This is a genomic window from Paenibacillus pedocola, from assembly GCF_031599675.1.
GTDB lineage: Bacteria > Bacillota > Bacilli > Paenibacillales > Paenibacillaceae > Paenibacillus_AQ > Paenibacillus_AQ pedocola.
Map to the genome: position 1 here is coordinate 1253075 of NZ_CP134223.1, position 21541 is coordinate 1274615.

Sequence of the window (21541 nt, forward strand, 5' to 3'; positions counted from 1 at the left end):
TTAGTATACAATGATCAGTGAACGAGTTCACGACATTATGACTTACAAAGAGGTGTACAACGAGATGCGTATTGACGCTCACCAACACTATTGGATGATTAACCGGGGAGACTACGGTTGGATCACTACAGAACTGCCAGAATTATACCGCGATTACATGCCGGTTGATCTTGAACCGCTATTGAACCAGCATGAGCTGGATGGAAGCATCATTGTTCAGGCAGCACCGACGATTGAAGAGACGAATTTCATTCTTTCCATTGCCGATCAAACTTCATCGGTCCTCGGAGTAGTGGGTTGGCTGGACCTGTTTGCTGCAGACCACCGGGAGCATTATGCCCGGTTTCAGCGTAATCCCAAGTTTAAGGGATTCCGGATTATGATACAGGACATGCCTGATGCTACACGGATTCTAGAGCCTGCATTTGTGGAGGCGCTTCAGGGCTATGCCGCTGAGGGAGTGCCAGTAGATCTCCTGCTAACGTCACAGCAAATGGAGCCGGTGTTGGAACTGCTGCGGCAGGTCCCGAATCTCCACGGTGTTATTGACCATCTCGCAAAACCGCCGATTCATAAGAATGAATTAGGTCCGTGGTCGCATTATCTGAAGGAAATGTCAGCTTTTCCAGGCATCTATTGTAAATTATCCGGAATGGTTACGGAGGCGGATCCGGAAGGGTGGAAGAAGGAAGACTTTGTTCCATACATCCGCAGGGTGCTCGAACAATTCGGGCCACAGCGTGTAATGTTCGGCAGTGACTGGCCGGTATGTCTGCTCGCTGCTGAATATGATGAAGTCATGGACATCCTGCTTCATGCACTCCCGGATTCTTGGAGTGAACATGAACTTGAACGTTTATTTGGAACGAATGCGAAGGAGTTCTATAGATTATGAAACAGTTTGATAGAACAGCTCTGCAAGGTGAAACGAAGCAGCAGTATGAGCGCATGCAGGCTGCGCCCGTAACGGTACTGCAGATTGGAGAAGGTAATTTTCTGCGCGGCTTCTTTGACTGGATGATCCATGAATGCCGCAAGCAGGGGCTGTTTCAAGGAAGTATAGCTGTGGTACAGCCGCGTCCCTCCGGCAAAGACAATATTGGAAAGCTAGCTGCCCAGGACGGACTCTATACATTGGTAACACGCGGAATGGATAAAGGGACAGCTGTTGCCAGAAATGAGCTTATCCCTGTATTTTCTCAGGTGTTTGATCCTTATACCGATTGGGAGAAGCTTACTGAACTTGCGGTTAGCCCGCAGCTGACTTTTGTGGTTTCTAATACAACGGAAGCAGGACTTGTCTATAGAGCAGAACCGCTGGGCGAAGGACCTATTCTTTCTTTTCCGGGGAAAATCACGTACTTGCTATATTTGCGTTATCAGGCGTATCAGGGTTCATCGACGCATGGACTTATCTTCCTGCCTTGCGAACTGCTGGAGGGCAATGGTGATGTGCTTCGGGAGACGGTCCTTCACTATGCGGAAGACTGGAATCTACCACAAACTTTCCAGGACTGGGTGAGGCTGCACAATCGCTTTTTGAACTCGCTGGTAGACCGAATTGTGACCGGTTATCCGGAGGAAGAACAGGCGGAAGCCTGGTTCGAAGAGTGGGGAGTACGGGATAATATGCTCTGTACTGCGGAGCCTTATCATGTGTGGGCAATTGAAGCAGAACCCGAAATGGAGAACATTCTCCCCTTCCGTACGGCAGGATTGAATGTACATTGGACGAGCGATTTGAAGCCGTTCCGGGAACGCAAAGTCAGGCTGCTTAACGGTGCCCATACCTGGATGGCATCACTTGGGCTGATTCACGGGCTTGAACATGTACGGGAAATGCTAGAGCATCCTGACTTTGGCTGGCGGGTCCGTGAAGCGGCAGTCAAAGAAATTATACCCGCACTTCCCTATCCGAAGGAAGAGCTGCTCACGTATTCCAGGGAGGTATTTGACAGGTTCGCGAATCCTTATATTCGTCACCGGCTCAGCGATATTGCCATGAACAGCGTCAGCAAGTTCCGCGTCAGACTGTTGCCTTCGCTGGCATATTATGCTGAACGCAGAGCACCTCTGCCGGAGCAACTGATATTGGGTTTATCCGGACTGCTGCGTTATTATCGGGTGAAGCTTATGGAGGACGGGACCTATGCCGGTACAAACCTTAGCGGGGAACAATATACGGTTAGGGATGATCCCGAGGCTCTGAATTTGGTTGCCGGGATCTGGTCGGCAACAGAGCTAACTGGAGCAACGATGAAGGAGACCGTAGACAGACTGCTAGCACTAGAGCTGCTCTGGGGCCAGTCTTTGGCAAAATGGGACGGTCTGACGACTGCAGTGTCCTACTGGTTAACCCAATGGGAAGGAGAAGATGCAAAATGAGAGACTGGGTGAGATTGTCTGAAGGCGATCATGTAGTGAGTGCTCTGCGGGATTTTAATGCGAGTGAAGTACTCATTCTGGAGAATGGAAGCTCCCTTACTCTAATCGAGGATGTTCCCAAAAGTCATAAAATATTGGTGAAGCCTGTCGCCGAAGGCGGGGATGTGCTGAAATTCGGCTACTCTATCGGTAAAGCCAAAGCAGACTTGCTGCCGGGAAGTTGGGTGCATATTCATAATCTGAGAACCGGTCTTGGCGGAATTCTGGATTATCGCTATGAGCCACAACTTACGGAAGCAGGGCCGGAACCTGCCGGCAGCAAAACTTTTCAGGGATATCTCAGGCCTGGTGGTGAAGTCGGCATACGCAACGAGATCTGGATCATCAATACGGTGGGCTGCATCAACAAAACCTGTGAAATTCTGGCGAAAAGAGGGAGCGAGCGCACTGCTGGAAAGGCAGATGGCGTCTATCATTTCGCTCATCCTTTTGGCTGCTCGCAGCTCGGAGATGATCTGACGCAAACCGCCAAACTGCTGTCCTCACTCGTTCATCATCCCAACGCAGCCGGAGTGCTGGTCGTCGGCCTCGGTTGTGAGAATAATCAGATCGACAGCTTCCGTGAAGCGATTGGAGACATTGACGGGAAACGGATACGATTCATGCGTTCACAGGATGAAGAGGATGAGCTGGAGAAGGGTCTGTTGCTGATAGAAGAGCTGGCAGACTATGCCGCAACGTTTAAACGTGAGCCGGTCTCTGTCTCCAGGCTGAGAATTGGATTGAAATGCGGCGGTTCAGACGGTCTGTCGGGCATTACAGCCAATCCGCTTGTCGGAACCATCGCGGACCGGATCACATCACTAGGCGGAACAGCAATATTGACCGAGGTTCCGGAAATGTTCGGTGCGGAGACGATTCTGATGAACCGTGCAGAAAATGAACAAATATTCGGGCAGATCGTTTCGCTGGTCAATAATTTCAAGGAGTATTTCCTCCGTCATAACCAGGAAATCTACGAGAACCCATCTCCGGGGAACAAGGCTGGAGGTATTAGTACCCTTGAGGAGAAATCGCTGGGCTGTACGCAAAAGGGTGGGCATGCCACCGTCAATGACGTAATACTCTATGGCAACCGTGTCCGAAAGTCTGGACTTAATTTGCTTGAGGCACCGGGTAACGACCTCGTATCCGTCACTGCCTTATCGGCGGCAGGTGCCCATATGGTTCTGTTTACAACCGGCCGCGGTACTCCATTTGGCGGGCCTGTGCCCACGGTTAAAATCTCTTCAAATTCCGAGCTTGCAGAGCGCAAACGCAACTGGATAGATTATAACGCCGGCCAATTGCTTGAAGGCAAAACGATGACACAGCTGACTGATGAGTTATGGGAGCAGTTAATCGCACTCGCCTCAGGTCAGACAAGAACGCTGAATGAAAACAATGGGTTTAAAGAAATAGCCATATTTAAGGATGGAGTGATTTTGTAATGAAATATCGTAAATTGGGAAGCACCGGACTGAATGTATCTGTTTTGAGTTTTGGCGCATCGTCGCTGGGCTCCGTTTTTCGCCAGACAGATGACAGTGAGAGTATTCGGACGGTGCATGCTGCTGTGGACTCAGGAATTAACTATATTGACGTATCTCCTTATTATGGTCTGACCAAGGCAGAGAGTGTACTTGGCAAAGCAATTCAGCAATTGCCACGTGACAAATTTCTGTTGTCTTCCAAGGCTGGACGATATGGGGAATCAACTTTTGACTTTACAGCAAAACGTATCTTCAGCAGTGTGGAAGAAAGCTTGAACCGGCTTCATACCGATTACCTCGATATTTTATTCTTGCATGATATCGAATTTGTACCCGCCCAAATTATTCTTGAGGAGGCAGTGCCCGCGCTGCACAATCTGAAGGAGCAGGGCAAGATCCGGTTCTGTGGAATTAGCGGACTGCCGTTACAACTATTCGAAACACTTCTGCCTCAGATCGAGGTTGATGCCATTCTCTCCTATTGTCATTATTCCTTAAATGATACTTCTTTGCTCGGTCTTTTACCGCTATTGAAGCAAAGAGGAGTGGGTTTGGTTAATGCATCGCCGCTGTCAATGGGACTGCTGAGTACCCGTGAGACAGCCGATTGGCATCCTGCAAATAGTGAACTGAAAATGGCCTGCCGGAAAGCCGCGGAATATTGCGCCTCTCAAGGTGCTGACATTGCGAAGCTAGCCGTTCAATATTCAACTGAACATGAAGAAATTCCAACTACACTAGTCAGTACAGCTAATCCAGATAACATTATCAAGAATGCCGCCTGGACCGTTGAGCCGATGGATAAAGCATTGCTCAAGGAAGTACTGGAAATTCTGGAACCGGTCCATAATTCCACTTGGGAGAGTGGCCGGCCGGAATACAATGGGCATCCTGCCCAAGGTGAAGGGAGCGGTATTCAATAATGAAAGGTATTGTCTGCGAAGAGGTTGGCAAGTTTGAATGGCGTGAGGATTTACCGGAACCCGTTTTGGAGGAGGGAAAGGCACTTGTACGTATCCGCCGGATTGGGATTTGTGGAACAGACTTACATGCTTATCAAGGGAATCAGCCTTATTTCAGCTATCCGCGCATACTAGGCCATGAACTGGCTGGAGTGGTTGAGGCTATTGGAGAGAATGAAGATGGACTTCACCAGGGAGATCAGGTGAGCGTCATCCCCTACATGCACTGTGGTGAATGTTCAGCTTGTGTTAGCGGAAAAACGAACTGCTGTAAGAATATGAGAGTATTTGGGGTTCATATCGATGGAGGCATGCGTGAGCTTGTTTCAGTTCCAATTAACCATTTGATCAAAACAGAAGGTCTTACCCTGGATCAATCCGCAATGCTGGAGCCGTTGGCAATTGGTGCACATGCCATCCGTCGTTCTGGACTAAAAGCAGGTGATACGGTGCTGGTGATCGGTGCAGGTCCAATCGGACTAGGCGTTATGGCGCTTGCCCGTTATGCAGGAGCCAAGGTCATTGCAATGGATGTTAACAATGAACGACTTTCCTTCTGCCGCACTTGGGCTAAGGTGGAACATACGGTAAATGCGCTTCAGCAGCCTAAAGATAAGCTGGCAGCAATTACAGGCGGTGAATCTGCAGGTGTTGTCATTGATGCTACCGGAAATGTGGCATCTATGGCGGGTGCATTCGACTTGGTCGCGCATGGTGGATCACTGGTCTATGTCGGCTTGGTGAAAAGTGACATCACTTTTAACGACCCAAATTTCCACAGCCATGAGATGACCGTAATGGGCAGCCGAAACGCTACTATGGAGGATTTTGACTTCGTACTTAAGGCAATTTCAGCAGGTTATATCGATATCGATCGCTACATTACCCACCGATCCTCTTTTGAGGGGATGACCAGCCAGTTTGAAAGCTGGTTGAAGCCAGAGTCGAAAGTGATAAAAGCATTGGTGGAAATAAACGATTAAAACAGATTGCATGATAGCGACTAAAAACTTCTGTTTAGTATATAAAAAGGTTCTGATCGTCAAAAAATTTGACTGATCAGAACCTTTTTGTTAATTTGGGCAGATCTTTAATTCATCTTATATACTATAAATCCCGACAAAAATGAAAACGAACTGGGGTTTAATTATTTTTGGCGTTCCATTATTGTTAAAAGGGAGCAGAAAAATTAGCGAATCTGAGTAAGGCTTGGTATCTTATGTTTTTGAAGCTCCTGAAGATGTTATTTTAACTGGCGGGTATACATGGAATGAAGATGGTGATCCAAGAACAGCCGGTGCATATGAAAAGTTATCTTATAAGAGAAGTGAAATTCTTCTTACACTAAGCAGACTGGCTGAATGACAATGGTGATAGGCTGCCGGCAGGCAGCCTATTCAACTAAAACGGAAGGAGTAGAGAAGATGCTTACATACCGCCAATTGGCCCGGGAAGATTTGGACATAATTTGTTCGTTTCCCGTAAATGAGGAAGAGCTGTTCTGCGTCAGCCCTAAATTCCGCTATCCGCTGACACCGGAGCAAATTTTGCAGGTGCTGGAGGGACGATTTAATCCGACGGTTATCACCCTTGAAGACAGCAGTCAACCGCTTGCCTATGCGAATCTGTATGACAAAGACGAGGAGCAGCATACCTGCTGGCTGGGAAATGTAATCGTGAGCCCGGAGCACCGGGGATCAGGTGTTTCGTCCTTTTTGCTGGAATCGATGATTGGCCAAGCCCGGAAGGAGCATAACATCCACACTTTAAAACTATTTTGCCATAATACGAATACTAATGCGCTGCTGTTCTACTGCCGGCATGGCTTCATCCCTTGCGGGTATAAAATCTTCCCGGGGCTGAATCAGGATAAGATTGTTGGAATTGAAATGTTCAAAAGGCTGGGCTAAAGAGCGGGTCCCAGACCAATTGTTGGGTTGCCGAAAGAGTATAGTCAGCCGCAGAAGGATTATTTTATTCAAAGGGTTCAAAAGGCTCAAAAGGAGGTGCCGCTGTGCAGAGCATAGCTATCATCACGGATATTCACGGGAACGCTGCGGCGCTTGAAGCGGTGCTGAAGGATATTTCGGGCAGGGGGCTCCGGCAAATTGTTTGTTTGGGAGATGTGGTGGCGATCGGTCCTGATACGGACCGTGTATTTGAACTGCTGCTGGCGCAGGAGGAGATCATGTTTATCAGCGGCAATCATGACATTGCCCTGCAGCGGGCGTTCCGCGGTGAGAAGCCGCCGCCCGGGAATCACGCGGAACGGGTGCATCACGAATGGCTGGCCCAAAGAATCAGTCCGCATTATATCGGGCTTATGAGTCAATGGCCTATGTCGGAAACTGCATGCATTGAGGGTGTGCGGATGTTATTCACCCATTATCATCTCAATTCAGACGGGTGGTACATGCCTGTAGACTGGAGTCCGACGGCCGGGAAGCTGAATCAGCTGTATGCGGATACGGAGTACCGGCTTGTCGCCTTTGGCCATCACCATGTTGTACATCATTTTCATGCCGGAGAGACCACCTTCTTCAATCCGGGGGCGCTTGGCTGCGCTCATTCGGGACAGTCTATTGCCAAGTATGGCATCGTGACCGTCCAGAACGGGAGGGTAACCGCCGAAACGGTAGAGATTGCTTATGACAATAGCGGTTTTCTCCGCTCGTATGAGCAGCTCGGCGTGCCGGATAAAGATACGATTCTGAGAATATTCCATGGGAGGGCTTCACATTAAAATCCGGATTATCGGCGGCTGCGGGAGCGGGAAATCTTATATTGCCAGGGAGCTGTCCGGAAGATACGGCATTCCTTGTTATGAAACGGATAATTTTGTATGGGAGAGAGGGCCCGTAGACAGCAGGCGTTCTCCAGAAGTAAGAGATGCCCGGCTGCTGGAGGCAGTAGCAGGGAAGGAATGGATTATTGAAGGGGTGCACTACAAATGGGGAATAGAGAGCTTCCGGCAGGCGGATCTGATATTTGTGATCACCCCCAATAAATATGTCAGGGATATGCGGGTGGTGCAGCGGTTTATAAAGACAAATCTGGGCCTGGAGCAGCGCAATTACAGACAATCCCTGCAGAACCTGTATGTGATGTTATTCGAATGGAACAGAGGCTTTGACCGGGAGGGTTTGCTGAAGATCATGGAACTGACCGGAGAGTTCGCCGCTAAACGGATTGTAGTGAAGAATAATCGTGATATTTTAAAATATGTAGGTGAATATGCCAAACCGGACCACGATTAGGGGAGTCATACCCGGAGACAATGATTATAATTGTTCTTGACCTTGCTTCTCCGCTTCCGGATTAGTTATACTGTAGCCATCATTGAATACGGACAATTACGGAGGTTCACCCGACTGATGAATAACTAACACGTTTCCTAATGAAGACCAGTTCACTTGTGATGTGCATTCAGCACAAGCCACGGGACGCCCGCTTAGGGTGTACGGTCAGGGATACGTGTGTCTGTCGGGACCTTTACGATGCTATAGAGGAACAGAACTGAGAATAGCAGCTGCCTGCTTAACAGGAGCCTGCCCTTGGCGATGTTTTATTTAGAGCACCGGACGCCCTTCATACGTTTCCTGTACCGCAGCCTGCTGGCTGCGGTTTTTTGTTGCTGTCCGCAGCGGAGGCTTCAGTACGTAACAGACGATTTAAGGAAGCGGAGGAATGAAATATGACCTTGATTAAAGTGGAAAACATAAAAAAAGAGTGGAATGGTGTCCCCTTATTCGAAGGGGTGTCCTTTGAAATTACTGAAGGAGAGCGGGTGCTGCTGTTCGGGCGTAACGGCATTGGCAAAACAACGCTGCTGCAGGGTCTGCTAGGCAGACTGGCTTTTGAGGAGGGCAGTGTCTATTGCGGCCTGGAACGGGAGGCATGGGGGGTGCTGGATCAGCAGCTGGAGATTCAATCCGGAATCAGCCTACTTGAATTCGTCTTATCGGCTTCAGGGCAGCTTGCAGAGCTGAAGCGCAGATTGGAGCAGCTGGCCCGCAGGCTGGAAGAGACAGGTGGTGCGGATGAGGAGGCAGTTGCCGAATATGGTGAAGCCTACGACAGCTACGTGCAGCTGGACGGTTACGGCTGGGAAGCCAAAGCGGAGAAATGCCTCAGGCAGCTGAAGCTGGAGCCGTCCCTGTGGGGCCAGCCCTACCGCCTGCTCAGCGGGGGGCAAAAGACGCGGGTGCAGCTCGCTGCGCTGCTCGCCCGGCAGCCAAAGCTGCTGGTGCTGGATGAGCCGACCAATCACTTAGACGAAGATACGATGGAGTGGCTGGAAGAGTGGGTGCGGACCTATCCCGGCACAGTGCTCTATGTGTCGCATGACCGCACCTTTATTGACCGGACCGCAACTAGTGTGCTGGAGCTTAGCCCGTCAGGCTGCCGCCGCTATCCCGGAGCCTATACGCAGTACAGGGAGCAGAAGGAATTGGAAGCGCGGACGCTGGAGGGGCAGTACCGGAAGCAGGAGCTGGAGAAGGAGAAGCTCCTGGAGAGCATCCGCCGGTATGCCCTTTGGTTCCAGCAGGCGCACAGTGCTGCCGGGCAGAATGATTTCCGGCGGGCCAAATCGAAGAAGAACGTTTCCCGGCTACACGCCAAGGAAGCCAGCCTGGAGCGGCTGGAGAAGAATCGTGTGGAGCTGCCGAAGGTGGCGCCTAAGCTGAATATGAAACTGGAAAGTGAAGCCTTCCAGGGAGATGCACTGCTGGATTTGCAGGATATCACCTTAGCCTACGACGGCGGGCCGCCGCTGCTGGAGCACTTCGGACTATCGCTGCGGCGGGGTGACCGGCTGGCAGTCCTGGGACCGAACGGAGCCGGCAAATCATCGCTGCTGAAGCTGATAGCAGGGATGACGCAGCCGGCCGGAGGCTATGTGCGTGTTCATCCCTGCACGAAGATCGGGTATTTTGCCCAGGAGCTGGATCATCTGAAACCCGACTCGACCATCCTGGACAGCCTGCTCGAGCTGCCGGGCATGACGCAGACAGAGGCGCGGACCATTCTGGGCTGCTTTTTATTCCCGCGGGAGGATGTTTTTAAGATAATCGGAGACTTAAGCCTCGGTGAGAAATGCCGCGTGGCCTTCCTCCGTTTGTATTTCGGTAAAGCTAACCTGCTGGTTCTGGATGAACCGACTAATTATCTCGATATTGACACCCGGGAACGGGTGGAAGAAGCGCTAGCGGCTTACCCCGGCGGTTTGGTTATCGTCTCTCATGACCGGTATCTGCACACCAAAGTCGCTAACCGGCTACTGCTGCTTGGACGCGGGCAGAAACCGCAGTTCTTTCCGGGCACGTTTGCCGAATATACTTCCAGGGAACGCAGCCGGACGCTTAGCCCCGAGGAACAATCCCGCGAAGGAGAGCTCCGGTTACTGGAAATGCGGCTGGCCGGGCTGATGCGGAGTGAACCTGCAGAGACGGAGCATGAGAACCGGGAGCTGCTGCGGGAGATTTTGAGCCTGCGGCAGGAGATTGGCGAATTCATGGAGGGGAATTGAAAAATATGGAGAATTTAATAGAATAATGAAAAGCTTTTATGAAGGCTTCACTTTAAAGCAGTAGAATCAGGAGTACTGAGGCGAGAGCCGATTGGGAGGAACGAGATGGAGCAGGATATAACAGAACGCCTGGCAGAGTACGATTACGTAGGATTTTGGCAAAGAGTGCTGATCAGCCTGCTGGATTTTTTGATTCTGGCGATCCCCGCTTATTTTTTGAACAGGTGGGCAGTTTCGGCAGCCGAACAGTATCACTCGGGGATCCCGTTATGGATTCAATGGGTGCTGCTGACGCTGTTTAATATTTTTATGGTTGTCCGGTATGGCGGAACACCGGGAAGACTGGTCTTACGCACGAGGATTGTGAATGAACGCGGGGAGTATCCTACGGTCAAGCAGGCGTTCATCCGTTACACTTTTTATTTGATCAACTCGCTGCTGGGAGTTATCGTTACTGCCGGGGACGGTTCGGTGTCCGGGGTCGATAATTATTATTCGAATTGGGTGCCGCTCTGCATTGCGCTTGTTCAGATAGTCAGCCTCGTTATCCTCATTGATTGTCTGATTATTGTGTTTTCCCGGCGCAACCGGGCGTTCCATGATGTGATGGCTGACACCTATGTGGTGAAGAAGGCGGCTCTGGATGAGCTGAAGTAAGAAAAGGGACGGACAACAGGCAGCATTGCTGCCGGCGTTGACCGTCCTTTTTGTGTTGTCTGGGGCTTGCTGCCCCGCTGTCAGCCCACCTCCAGCACAGCTTTTATGAACTCCTTCAGCGCCGAAGGCGAACCCTCCCGGGTCCACTGCTCCAGGGCTTCATGCTGCCCTTTCACATATGCAGCCAGCTTCTCGCTGAGCAGCTGGTCAAAAGCCTCCGGCTGCCCGGCCCGCTCCGCCTGAAGCTTAAGGATCAGCAGCGGCCAGGTGTAGCCGCCTTGGCTATACATATGCTGAGGATAACGTTCCGCCAGCTTCAGAACCGAGGACAAAGGCTGCCCGGCAGCCAGCTCTGCGGCCAGATAGCTGCCGACAAAGCGGTGGCTGGGGTCTTCCTTCATTGAGATTGCCAGTTGCTCCCGGGCTTCGTCCAAGCGGCCTTGAAGCATCAACGCAGTGGCGTTGAGAGAACGTCCATAGACATTTGGCTCCTCCCCGTTCAATTTAAGGTACTGAGCGTAGTACTTGCTGTAGTTCTCCCAGTCGGAACGGTCATAATAGTAATCAGCCAGACTGAAAGCATAATTGACATCCGGGCGAAGCTCTACCAGCTTCCTCAATAAAGCCATTGCTTCGTCTTCCAGCCCGGCATCCTTTGTATCGGAATATTTGGCGAGCATTAGATGAATCAGCATTTTCAGAGAATGCGCATCCTGCGGATTCGCGGCATAGTCCCGGCGGTAGGCTTCCAGTGCCTGCTCGAGCTTCCTGTCCACAACCAATTGGTCGGCAGCGGTGAGCGTCCGGGATTTCAGATAAAAGAAAGGCAGATTGCCAACCGTCTCTTCATTAAGCCGGTAGCCGTTACTGCGGGTGATCACATGGCCTTGTCCGTCATAGGCGTCGATGCTCCAGGAGAACTTACTGTCCGGATTGGCGAAGCCAAGCAGGGAAGAGGGATATATAGATTGCCAGCCTTCCTCGCTGCTGCTGGTGGAGAAGCCGCCGCTGTTATATAGCTCATCAACCGGAATCGTTACCTGATTATCCGCAATCCGCTGGCGGACCACAGTACTGAAGCTTCCGCCGCCGTCAATCACAGTGGTACTTAAGCTGTAGTAGGCAGCCCCTTTAACGGCTTCCCATTTGAATTTCACCGCGGAGCCGGTCAGAACCTGCGAATTAACGGGCGATTTCAGCTCCAGCAGCGGCTGAAGGGTAATATTGCGAGTTAATGAATCGCCTGGTTGGAGTTCTATCCAGTCATCGGTCTGTGCGGGCCAGGTCCAGCCGTCAATCTGCTCAAAGCTGAGCCCCAGCTGGATCTGATAGAAGCCGGGAATGATACCGGAGAATTGAAAGTGCCCTTCATTATCTGTGACGATCTGATAAGGTTCGGAATCATAGTACACGCTATGGTAGAGCTCGCTTTCCGCACGCAGAAAAATGCCGGCGCGGGCTACGGGAGTGCCATCGCTTTTGGTAAGGGTACCCGTTATTGTAGCCGGGCGGTTAAATCCCATATCGACTGCGGTTTGAAGTGCAGCCTGCAGGGCGGTGAGCTGTTCTTCCGTGGATGACACACCATGTTCGGGCGCAGCCGGACTATAGCCTTGGCTGCTGTCAGGGACTTGTGCAGAGGCGTTCTCCTGCAGACTACTGTCCGCTGTTTGAATTTCAGCTTCCAGCTCCGCCCAGTCCTTCCGGTATTTCAACAGCGCGCTATTCACCAGACGGAGCGCCTCACTGCCTTTGCCTTGGGCGAACACCAACCGTCCCTTAAGCCATGCGGTCTTAGCATCCAGCTCTGCCTCATTATACTGGACAGGAAACTCCGATTGCCGGAGCAGTTCCTCAGCCAGCGTGAATGTTCCGGCATTCAGCGCCCGCTCTGCCCGCAGCATTATCAGCTCCCGCGTTGTTGAAGAATTGCTGCTGAACCGCTTTACTGCTTCTGCAATTGCTTTATCTGCCTCGTTATCCGTATTTCCCCGTGCATCATATTCATAGACCAGCTGTTTCACCGCATTCCGGAGCCAGATGTCAGTGGAACCATTCTGGATATACTCCTCCAACCAATTAATCCGGTCTTCAGGCAGGAGCGGAGAGGCCACCGCCTCATTATCGGTCGGGTTCACCTGGCTCATCGTCCCGCTGGCGTATACATTGAACCAGTAAGCCGGATGAGTATTAGCGGGGTCAATGACTTCCTTGCGGATCAGTTCCATCCGTGCGCTGCCGGTGCTGGCAGCAAGTGTCTGAAGCAGCTCGGTACGCGCGGCTGCGGAAGCCGCCTGGGTTAGTGCTTCAGCAGATTCTCTGGCTCCGAAGGAAGGCCGGACTATGGCTAAAACGGACAGCAGAGAGAGGGGGAGCAGCACGAAGAGCACCAGATGTTTGACCTTTATTCTAATGTTCATGCTGCTTCACCGCCTGCTCATAGATGTCCTTCCAATACGTGTTGCCTCCGCTTTCAATTAATTCCCGCTGCCTTGGCATCTGCACGGTTTGCTGCTCTTTTGTTCCGATGTGCGGGGCATAAAACAACAGTGCCCCTGTAGCAAGTATTGCTGCCGCTGCACCGAGCGGCCCCAGCGGAATTACCAGTTCTTTATTCCAGAATGCAGACAGACGTGCCCGCAGCGCCGGAGGATGAGTCTGCCGCAGCACCCGCTCATGTCCGGTGAAGGTGATGAGGCGGAGTTCTTCCTCCAGCTGCTGTCTAATTTCTTCGCGTCCTCTATCCATGGGCAATGTCCTCCTTCTCCAGAATCAGCCTCAGCAGCTGCCGCCCGCGCATTAGCCGCGATTTAACCGTATTTTCCCGTGTTCTTAGCTGCGAAGAGATCTCGCGGATACTCATTTCATGAAAATAGTACAGTGTCAGGCACTCCCGATATATATAGTCGAGGCTTCCGATAGCGTCCGTAAGCTTAACCTGGTGCCACTCCGCCATAAAAAGCTCTTCAGCCCCGGCAGAGGAACCGGCGGTATCCTCTGTCCATTGCCCGCTTTCCGCAGCAGGGAAAATACTCCGCCAGCTCCAGGTACGCTGCTTCATCCGGCAGCGGTTCACAGTAATTGCAACCAGCCAGGGCCGCAACCGGCCGGGCTCCTGGAGCTGGCTGATTTTGGCGTAGGCTTGAATGAAGGTATCCTGAACGGCCTCTTCAGCAGACTGACGGTCCCTCAGTAGCAGATAAGCCGTCCGGAGCAGCATATCCCCATACTCATCCATTAAGAGGCGGAGAGCAGACTCATCTTTGGCTTTGATTCTCTCTATAATGTCCAGACGAAGCTCCCCTCCCTTTACTATTAAGATGCGGGCTGCGGACGTATGGTTGCGTGAATTGGTAAAATTTATTTGGCTGTTGCTCCAGCTGCCCGTTTCTGCAACCTTTACTGTCTCCCGCACGTCAAATCCAGTAGCTGTTACTTAAGAAAGGTTCTAATAATCGGGGAGATGACAACATGACAACCACATTTAAAACTATAGCTGGAATCGTTATATTAGCAGGTGTTATCGGACTTACGGCCTGTGATTCCTCCGGCAAGGCGGACACTGCAGCATCCGCGCCTGCGGGCGGGACGGCTTCAACCGAACCAGCGCCTACGGCGGCACCGGCAACCGTACAGCCGGAAGCAAGTGCTTCGCCAGCCGCAGCTTCACCAAGCACAGGTGGCGGCAGCCCGACTGACGCAGTGAAAGACAGCACCAAGCAGCTGAAAGAGCTGCTGCAGCTGGCGAAGCAGGGCAAGGTTCCGGGCGTGGAATATGCCGCGCACAGCGGGATGATCGACGAGGTGGAGGCAGCATGGGGGGAGCCGGACACGAAGGAATTTGCAGGCAAAGGGATCTACTCCACGTATAATGACAAGCATGTCGTATTTGGCTCAAATAAAGGCAGCCAGATTTTTGATGTCCGCTCAAGTGCCGCAGATTTGCAGCAGCTGACACTGAAGGAGATCGAGCAGACGCTTGGCAAGCCGGATAACACGACAGTAAACGGCAGCGATAAGATCTACATCTACCAGGCGGGCGGGCAGTACCAGCTCAAGTTCATCATTCCGGATGGATCAGGCACCGTGGATCATATTTCCGTATTCTGCGAGCAGGATTCTATTAACAATATGGCAGGCTAAAGCCAACGCTGAAATGAGAGCGGATCTGCAGCTTTATTTGCGGATTTGCTCTTTTTTTATTTGTGCTGGAGCAGGCTGAAGTCCGGCTGATATAATACATCCATGGATTCATCTGTAGAAATGAGGATCAGCTATGCATTTGAAGTTTGATGAAAGCGAATTTACAGTGTCAGTCGGAGAAACGACCATCCAGCTGTTACCCAAAGAGTTTGCTCTCCTGGAGTTTATGCACCGGAATAAGGGATTTACCTTCAGCCGTGAACAGCTGCTGGACAAGGTATGGCCGCTGGAGTATCCGGTGGAACGGACGGTGGATGATCATATTTACCGGCTGCGCAAAAAGCTCCGCAAGCTCAGCGGTGTGGAACTCAGAACCGTCCGCGGCTTTGGCTATAGTCTGATCCTGCCGTCCGCTGGGGCCGCATATCCTACCTTATTTGACCCGGAACTGCGCGATACAATGCGGGATGTATTCAACAAGTTTCATGTCTACGGCCAAGGCAAATCGATTCTGAGCCTTGCGGCCCAGAAGGATACGCTCGGTTTCGAGCTGGATCAACATTACAGAATGGTGATTCATTTTATGCAGGGAGATTTGGAGTGGCTGCTGGATACGGAAGAAGTGCCGCTCGAAGACCGCCTGTTTTCTTTGATCCTATTCTACATGTTCTCCGGTGATCCCAAGGCAAAGCTGGCTTTTTGCGAACAGGTGATTGAAAAGAAGCTGCTGCGTCCGGCGGATCATCTGGAACTGGAGATTCTTACAATTCTCGATTTGTTTATCCTGGCTGGTGAACCGGAGCGGGCGCTGGAGCAGCTGACAAAATCTTATGAGGTCATTGCAGAACTTGGGTATGAGAATTTCGTTCCGGCGACGATGATTACCGAGCTGCTTGCGCATCTGGCTGCGGGGGCAGGAGATGAGGAGCTGGACCGGCTGGATGAAGCCATCAGGCAGGAATTGCTGGATAAGCCTTTTTTACGGGAAACCGGCAGCTATAAAATCGTAAAAGGACTCTGGCTGATGCGGAGCAAACAGTGGCGTGAAGCGGAACAGCTGCTGGATGAAGGGCTGCAGGTGCTGGAAATGTCCGGATTTGTTCCTTTGCGTTTATACGGCTTGTACCGGATTCACCACTTCTGCCGTGTATTTTTGCCAGATAACGTTCTATATCCTAAATACGAGGGCAGGTTTCGGGCGGCAGTTGAAGATTGCGGACTGAACCAGTTTGGACAGCCTTTGGAAAAACGGATGCTCAACATGCTGAAATCCCTCTGATATTGCTCTGACAAATCTCATCTACATTAGGGTTACGAAATGATTTGATTCGTAGAGTCTATAGGTAACCTGGAGGAATGTCAGATGGAAGCTTTAACAAAGCAGGGGAATAGCCTGCTGCACAACAAAGTATACATGCGCGTATACAGCGCTTATGCCACGGCGAGCTTTGGCGACTGGTTCGATTCACTGGCCATTCAGGTGCTCGTCGGCTACCGCTGGCAGGCAAGTCCGCTGATGCTGGCTCTGATTCCGGTAGCGATGGCACTCCCGACAATTCTTCTCGGTTCTGTTGCCGGTGTAGCTGCCGACCGCTTGAACAAGCTGAAGCTGATGCGAGTATGTGATCTGCTAACGGCTTTCCTGACGGTGCTGCTGTTATTTGCTCCGAATATGCTTTGGCTGCTGCCGATGCTGGCGCTGCGTTCAGCCATTTCCACGCTCAATGTGCCTGCCCAGCAGTCCTTGACCCGGAGCATTGTCAGGGAGGATCAGCTGCTTCAGGCCTCCTCGCTTAACGGCCTCGTGAATCAAGGCTCCAAAATCGCCGGCCCGCTGCTGGGCGGATTGGCGCTCACGCTGCTTACACCGCAGTGGTGTATTTTACTGAATGCGATCATGCGGGGCGGCTCTTACCTGCTGCTGCTTTCCGTGCGCAACATCCGTACGGAAGAGGGGGATGAGGCTGATGCCTCAGAAGAGCGTGTTCCGCTTCGCACAATGTGGAAAGAAGGCTGGAGCTTTATGCTGGGCAGCCGTATCCTGCTGAATATGATGCTGTTTGGACTGGCGGGGGCACTTGTTATCCAGGTAATAGATTACCAGTTCACCAGCCTGTTCCGCGTCTTCTCTCCAACAGGGGAATCGGTGCTGGGCTGGATGGTTGCCGCATCCGGCGTAGGCGCCGTGCTGATCATCGTTGTTTTGGGCAAGCTGAGTCAGGCCATAAGCTATACTTGGAGGCTGGGTATGGGGTATGTACTGATCGGAGTGCCAGTTGCGGGACTGGGTTTACTGCCGCCGGGCGCCTCGGTGGTCTGGGTGCTTGTGCTCGGGTTCGTACTGGGGATGGGGAATGGGATCTTTGCTGTTGCCTTCAACTATATGCTGCAAAAAGAAACCCCGCCGCACATGACCGGCCGCATCTTCGGTATCCAGAACACCGTGCTCAGCGCCGTGCTGATTATCGCGCCGCTAATGGGCGGTCTGCTGGTGGAGTATGCCGGCCCTGCACGCATTTTCCTGATTTTTGGCCTCCTTCAGGCTATTCTGGGGCTGATCGGTCTGATCTTCGGCCGTGTGCTTTGGCAGGAAAACAAACGTGTTGAAGCAAGTACGGTGGAGCAAGCCAGCTAAAACAGTCTGATGCGGGAAGTGCTGATTCGGCAAGGCCGATGCAGCAAGCATTGATAAAGTGAGCAACGGTTTGACGTAAATGCAGATTTTATCCACCACCGATAATTGCTCTAATTGCACTCTATACAATTAAAATGACCTGTTAACCTTGTGCAATTACTTACTGCACTTCGTACAACTAAAACCTCCACTTTCCGTCGTTTCAACGGAGAAGGAGGTTTTTTAATTGTACAGAATACACCTAAACTCCTAATAGCCGCAAAAATAGCTGGTATACTTGCACGAACTACACTTGTATCAAGACCGCCAAGGGTTTGTTTACTTTTTTTGGAGGAGAACCGCCCGGATTCACGAATGTATAGTAGCGAAATGTGTTTTTGCAGACCGCTAGACAACTGAAAACTAATTAGTAGTAATAATATCAGTCCGGAAGGGATTGATTGCACATTATTAAGGAGGGCTACAGCAAATGAGTGAATTTACTTCGGGTCATATTTTGCGGGCGGAGGACAGGGACATCGTCAGAAAACATGCGGTGGAAGGCTCTGTGATTATGCGGCTAAATGAGCAATTCATAGCGTACCTTACCAGCGATGTTTATAATCAGCAGCCGGTGCCAGAGCATATTCAACAGCTGTCGCAGGAAGCACCTGTGCTGTATTTCTATAATTTTGAGGATCACGAGTGGGGCTATCGACTGATTTACAGAGAAACAGAGACAGCCAAGCTGCATATTGCCTATGAATATGAAGAGGAGATCATCAGCAAGACCGCAATGGAGAGGTATCCGGAAAAAAGCTTTAGAGAGCTCCTATTCGGCGGTACTCTGCAAAAGATCCGGGAGGAGCTTGAGGCAGGCGCGCTGTTCGAAGAGAAGCTTGAGGAGCTCTTTAATGATAGCCGGCCAGAGGAGTTTCAGCTGCTGGGTGCATCTGGTGAACAAATTAAGAAACTCCGTGAAATCCTGAATATCGATTTCATTAATCATGATATAAATGAAGGCATGGAGCTGTCCGAGGCATTCAAGCAGGCTCTTGGGATGGAGGAAATGTCATTTATCAGACATGAACGCATCGTAGAGTCCAAACAATATGATGAGATATTTTGAGCTTTTTGGGTAGGCCTTACCCCCTAGAGGGAGTATTATGCCATTGCCTAAATAGCTGTCGGCCACGCCCGCTAAAACCGGTAAAAACGCGCCGTATTCGCGGTCAGCATCGCTTCCGCCTGGGCGGCGGAGTAACCGTGCAGCGCTCCCCAGGCTGCAGCAACATCACGGATCATGGCCGGATGCGTAGGCTGTCCGGCAAAGGGACCCTCAAACGGCCAGGGGCCGTCGGTTTCCGCCATAACCAGCTTCGGGGGATAACGCCGGGCCAAGGCTTGGATTTCCGGCTCATAGACGATATCCGGGGTGAAGGAGATATGATAGCCGCGCTCAATCATTCGGCTGACGGCTGCTTCCGGCCCCTTGAACCAATGGAAATGGGCATCCTTAATGCCATGCTTGTCCAGCAGATCGCAGGCGGTCAACGCATCTTCATAGACAGCATGCAGCACAACCGGCTTGCTGAGGCGGGCCGCTAGGCCCAGCAAGGTATCGAGCAGCCGGATATAAGGCTCCAGCTCAAAAGCCTCCCCGCGCTCCAGCGCTTCAGCCCGCGAATAATACGGCAGGCCGATTTCGCCTACAGCAGCCATATCTCCGGCATGGCGTTCGATGAAGTCCAGCAGCGCCGCCAGCCCGGACGCTGTAGGCAGCGGCTGTTCGGGATGGAAGCCATAGGCCGGCTTCACAAGCTTGGGATGCTGCCGGGCAAGCTTCTGAGTGCGTATGCAGGAATCCAGGTTCATCGAGACGGCGATCACCGACTCCACGCCCTGCACTGGAAGCTCCGGCAACATGTTCTCCAGCAGTAACGGATCATATTGTTCCAGATGAATATGGGCATCAATCATTGGCGCCAGACTCCTTAATGGTTGCAGGATATTCTTTAAATGGAATGAAGGTTACCGATTCGGGCACCATGGCCATTCCTGAACCGGCTGATTTGTAGACCAGTTTCAGGCTCCCGATGCTTTCCAGAAATCCGGTAGTCACATTTAACTCGGCTACCAGCCGGCCTGACTCTACACTATAGTAAGTCACCGTGCCGATGCCTGCCGTGTCGCTGATATTTCCATCTTCGGCCCGGTCCGGAAGCCGCAGAGTAACCTCCGCAGGGGAAGTCCCTTTAAGTTTTAGTGAGATTACCATATCGTTATGATCTGAAGTGATACTGGAGGACACAAGCTGGCTTGCCGCTTTCCAGGCCTCGGGAACGGTGAGCTCCTTCCACGTTTCCGGATTGACGATGTGAATCTCCTGCTCGACAATTCCTGTACCGGTGCCAAGCGTCAGGATCACAACAGCTTCTGGCTGTCCATCCTTGTTCACATCCGCATAATAGAGCTCCGGAGGGTGGCTTAGATCCCTTGGCGTTTCCCAACTAAACTTGTGTTTCTTGCCGTTCACTTCCAGAATATAACCTTTATACGTGGTCTGGTCTTTGAGTGCAGCGTAGATTTTGACCTTTGGATGATCCTCCGCCGCAGCAAGAGCTTCTGTAGGGATACGTACGGTTGTGCTCACACTGCCCGAAATGATAGACACTGTATTTTTTTCCTGATCCAGCCGGAAGTCTGCGCCGGACAGCAGATTCAGCGAGGAGGCTGGAATATACATACGCCCTTTTCGCAGAATAGCCTTGCCTTCCAGTGCGGATGCATTGCCATAATAAAGGATAAGCTCGCTGCCGGGTTTGATTATTGTACTGGTGCTGTCATCAATTATAGTTAACAGCTTCAGCTTATTGTCCCACTGTAGTCTGGCAGGATAGAATTCAGTTAGTACTCTGACAGGCACATAAACAAGGCCGTGTTCTTGGAATGGATGAAGAGGGGAAAGGGCGGCTTCGCCGTCGACAGTCAATGTAAGCGATGCAGCAGCAAAAGTCTTATCTATAGTAGTTACTGCAGTGCAAGCGGCAAGAATGATTGCAGCAGCAGAGGCAGCGATCCATCGTTTCATAAAAGTTCCTCCAATACATAATCAATCCAGTTTCTTTTATTATAGAGTAAATCGTCCACTCCCAGGTCACTTTCCGTTAACAAAGAGGAGACAAGCTTGTTACGGTTCAGGATTGGCGTGCTGCGGAAGGTTAGGGGATCATATACAAGAAGATAAAGGAGACTTCATTAATGAAGAAATACATATTTTTCTTATTTGTTATTGTGATTCTAAGCGCATGTAATGAAAAGCCAAAATATGAAGAAGTAGAAATCATAGGCCCATCCATGGAACCGACATGTAAAGACGGTCAAATACTTAAAGTAGATGCTGATTATTATAACCGGAATGCAATTGAACGTAATGATATTGTTTACTTTTACAAAGACCAGAAAGATAAATGCTATGTTAAAAGAATCATAGGATTGCCAAATGAAGAAATTAAAGTAATGAAAGACAAGATATTAATTGACGGTATTCAGCTTGAGCTGCCATATCGCTTAACAGATAATCCTAACGTAGGTGATTATAGCACTGGAGCAAATGAATATTTTGTTATTGGTGATAACTATGGCAATAGTTTGGATAGCAGGATGTTTGGTGCAATTAGCAAAGAACAAATTATTGGGAAGCTAGTAGAATAGCTTG

The 21541-nt window shown here is 51.0% G+C and carries 20 protein-coding genes; 15 read left to right on the forward strand and 5 right to left on the reverse strand.

The genetic code is table 11. The features are described 5' to 3' along the window. The first annotated feature begins 64 nt into the window (after positions 1-64). From QU597_RS05385 to QU597_RS05430, 10 genes are all read left to right on the forward strand, one after another. The gene (locus QU597_RS05385; protein WP_310833239.1) at positions 65-895 is read left to right on the forward strand and encodes an amidohydrolase family protein; all 831 of its coding nucleotides are present in this window, start codon (positions 65-67) and stop codon (positions 893-895) included. Next, a complete protein-coding gene (locus QU597_RS05390) occupies positions 892-2385 on the forward strand; it encodes a tagaturonate reductase (protein WP_310831705.1) in 1494 nt (497 codons plus the stop codon). The genes QU597_RS05385 and QU597_RS05390 overlap by 4 nt, the downstream gene beginning before the upstream one ends. Continuing rightward, complete coding sequence (locus tag QU597_RS05395; protein ID WP_310831706.1) at positions 2382-3875, forward strand: UxaA family hydrolase; 1494 nt, start codon at positions 2382-2384, stop codon at positions 3873-3875. Before QU597_RS05390 ends, QU597_RS05395 begins: the two co-directional genes overlap by 4 nt. Continuing rightward, the gene (locus QU597_RS05400) at positions 3875-4840 is read left to right on the forward strand and encodes an aldo/keto reductase (RefSeq protein WP_310831707.1); all 966 of its coding nucleotides are present in this window, start codon (positions 3875-3877) and stop codon (positions 4838-4840) included. Before QU597_RS05395 ends, QU597_RS05400 begins: the two co-directional genes overlap by 1 nt. Beyond that, positions 4840-5862: a zinc-binding alcohol dehydrogenase family protein gene (locus QU597_RS05405; protein WP_310831708.1), complete on the forward strand. Its 1023-nt coding sequence runs from the start codon at positions 4840-4842 to the stop codon at positions 5860-5862. The genes QU597_RS05400 and QU597_RS05405 overlap by 1 nt, the downstream gene beginning before the upstream one ends. A 378-nt stretch (positions 5863-6240) precedes the next feature. Continuing rightward, the gene (locus QU597_RS05410; protein WP_310831709.1) at positions 6241-6789 is read left to right on the forward strand and encodes a GNAT family N-acetyltransferase; all 549 of its coding nucleotides are present in this window, start codon (positions 6241-6243) and stop codon (positions 6787-6789) included. Between the two features lie 104 nt (positions 6790-6893). After that, positions 6894-7622, forward strand: a complete 729-nt coding sequence (locus tag QU597_RS05415) for a metallophosphoesterase family protein (protein ID WP_310831711.1) — start codon at positions 6894-6896, stop codon at positions 7620-7622. Further along, a complete protein-coding gene (locus QU597_RS05420; RefSeq protein WP_310831712.1) occupies positions 7603-8136 on the forward strand; it encodes a P-loop NTPase family protein in 534 nt (177 codons plus the stop codon). The genes QU597_RS05415 and QU597_RS05420 overlap by 20 nt, the downstream gene beginning before the upstream one ends. A gap of 437 nt (positions 8137-8573) precedes the next feature. Next, positions 8574-10409 carry a ribosomal protection-like ABC-F family protein gene (abc-f, locus tag QU597_RS05425; protein WP_310831713.1) on the forward strand — a complete coding sequence of 612 codons (1836 nt, stop codon included), beginning with the start codon at positions 8574-8576 and terminating at the stop codon, positions 10407-10409. Between the two features lie 105 nt (positions 10410-10514). Continuing rightward, positions 10515-11066: an RDD family protein gene (locus QU597_RS05430; RefSeq protein ID WP_310831714.1), complete on the forward strand. Its 552-nt coding sequence runs from the start codon at positions 10515-10517 to the stop codon at positions 11064-11066. Between the two features lie 80 nt (positions 11067-11146). Here QU597_RS05430 and QU597_RS05435 read toward each other — a convergent pair whose 3' ends face one another. The 3 genes from QU597_RS05435 to QU597_RS05445 are packed head-to-tail and all read right to left on the reverse strand — an operon-like array spanning position 11147 to position 14481. Further along, entirely contained in the window at positions 11147-13486 is a 2340-nt protein-coding gene (locus tag QU597_RS05435; protein WP_310831715.1) for a hypothetical protein, read from the reverse strand. After that, positions 13476-13814, reverse strand: coding sequence for a hypothetical protein (locus QU597_RS05440; protein WP_310831716.1), 339 nt, complete (start codon positions 13812-13814; stop codon positions 13476-13478). Before QU597_RS05440 ends, QU597_RS05435 begins: the two co-directional genes overlap by 11 nt. Then, positions 13807-14481, reverse strand: a complete 675-nt coding sequence (locus QU597_RS05445; protein ID WP_310831717.1) for an RNA polymerase sigma factor — start codon at positions 14479-14481, stop codon at positions 13807-13809. Before QU597_RS05445 ends, QU597_RS05440 begins: the two co-directional genes overlap by 8 nt. Positions 14482-14537: 56 nt before the next feature. Here QU597_RS05445 and QU597_RS05450 point away from each other — a divergent pair, with 56 nt between their 5' ends. The 4 genes from QU597_RS05450 to QU597_RS05465 all read left to right on the forward strand — a co-directional run bounded on the left by QU597_RS05450 (position 14538) and on the right by QU597_RS05465 (position 18952). Further along, a complete protein-coding gene (locus QU597_RS05450; RefSeq protein WP_310831718.1) occupies positions 14538-15209 on the forward strand; it encodes a YjgB family protein in 672 nt (223 codons plus the stop codon). A 133-nt stretch (positions 15210-15342) separates the two neighbouring features. After that, positions 15343-16488, forward strand: a complete 1146-nt coding sequence (locus QU597_RS05455; protein ID WP_310831719.1) for a winged helix-turn-helix domain-containing protein — start codon at positions 15343-15345, stop codon at positions 16486-16488. 84 nt (positions 16489-16572) lie between these two features. Continuing rightward, positions 16573-17844 carry an MFS transporter gene (locus QU597_RS05460; RefSeq protein WP_310831720.1) on the forward strand — a complete coding sequence of 424 codons (1272 nt, stop codon included), beginning with the start codon at positions 16573-16575 and terminating at the stop codon, positions 17842-17844. 469 nt (positions 17845-18313) lie between these two features. Further along, a complete protein-coding gene (locus QU597_RS05465) occupies positions 18314-18952 on the forward strand; it encodes a hypothetical protein (protein ID WP_310831721.1) in 639 nt (212 codons plus the stop codon). 71 nt (positions 18953-19023) lie between these two features. On the opposite strand, the gene QU597_RS05470 is transcribed toward QU597_RS05465, so the two are convergent. Together QU597_RS05470 and QU597_RS05475 are read right to left on the reverse strand one after the other, a co-directional pair. After that, entirely contained in the window at positions 19024-19803 is a 780-nt protein-coding gene (locus tag QU597_RS05470) for a TatD family hydrolase (RefSeq protein WP_310831722.1), read from the reverse strand. Then, on the reverse strand, positions 19796-20914 hold the full coding sequence (locus QU597_RS05475) for a stalk domain-containing protein (RefSeq protein ID WP_310831723.1): 1119 nt from the start codon (positions 20912-20914) through the stop codon (positions 19796-19798). The genes QU597_RS05470 and QU597_RS05475 overlap by 8 nt, the downstream gene beginning before the upstream one ends. A gap of 170 nt (positions 20915-21084) precedes the next feature. Between QU597_RS05475 and lepB the strand changes: the two genes are divergently transcribed. Continuing rightward, complete coding sequence (lepB, locus tag QU597_RS05480) at positions 21085-21537, forward strand: signal peptidase I (RefSeq protein WP_310831724.1); 453 nt, start codon at positions 21085-21087, stop codon at positions 21535-21537. The last annotated feature ends 4 nt before the right edge of the window (positions 21538-21541 follow it).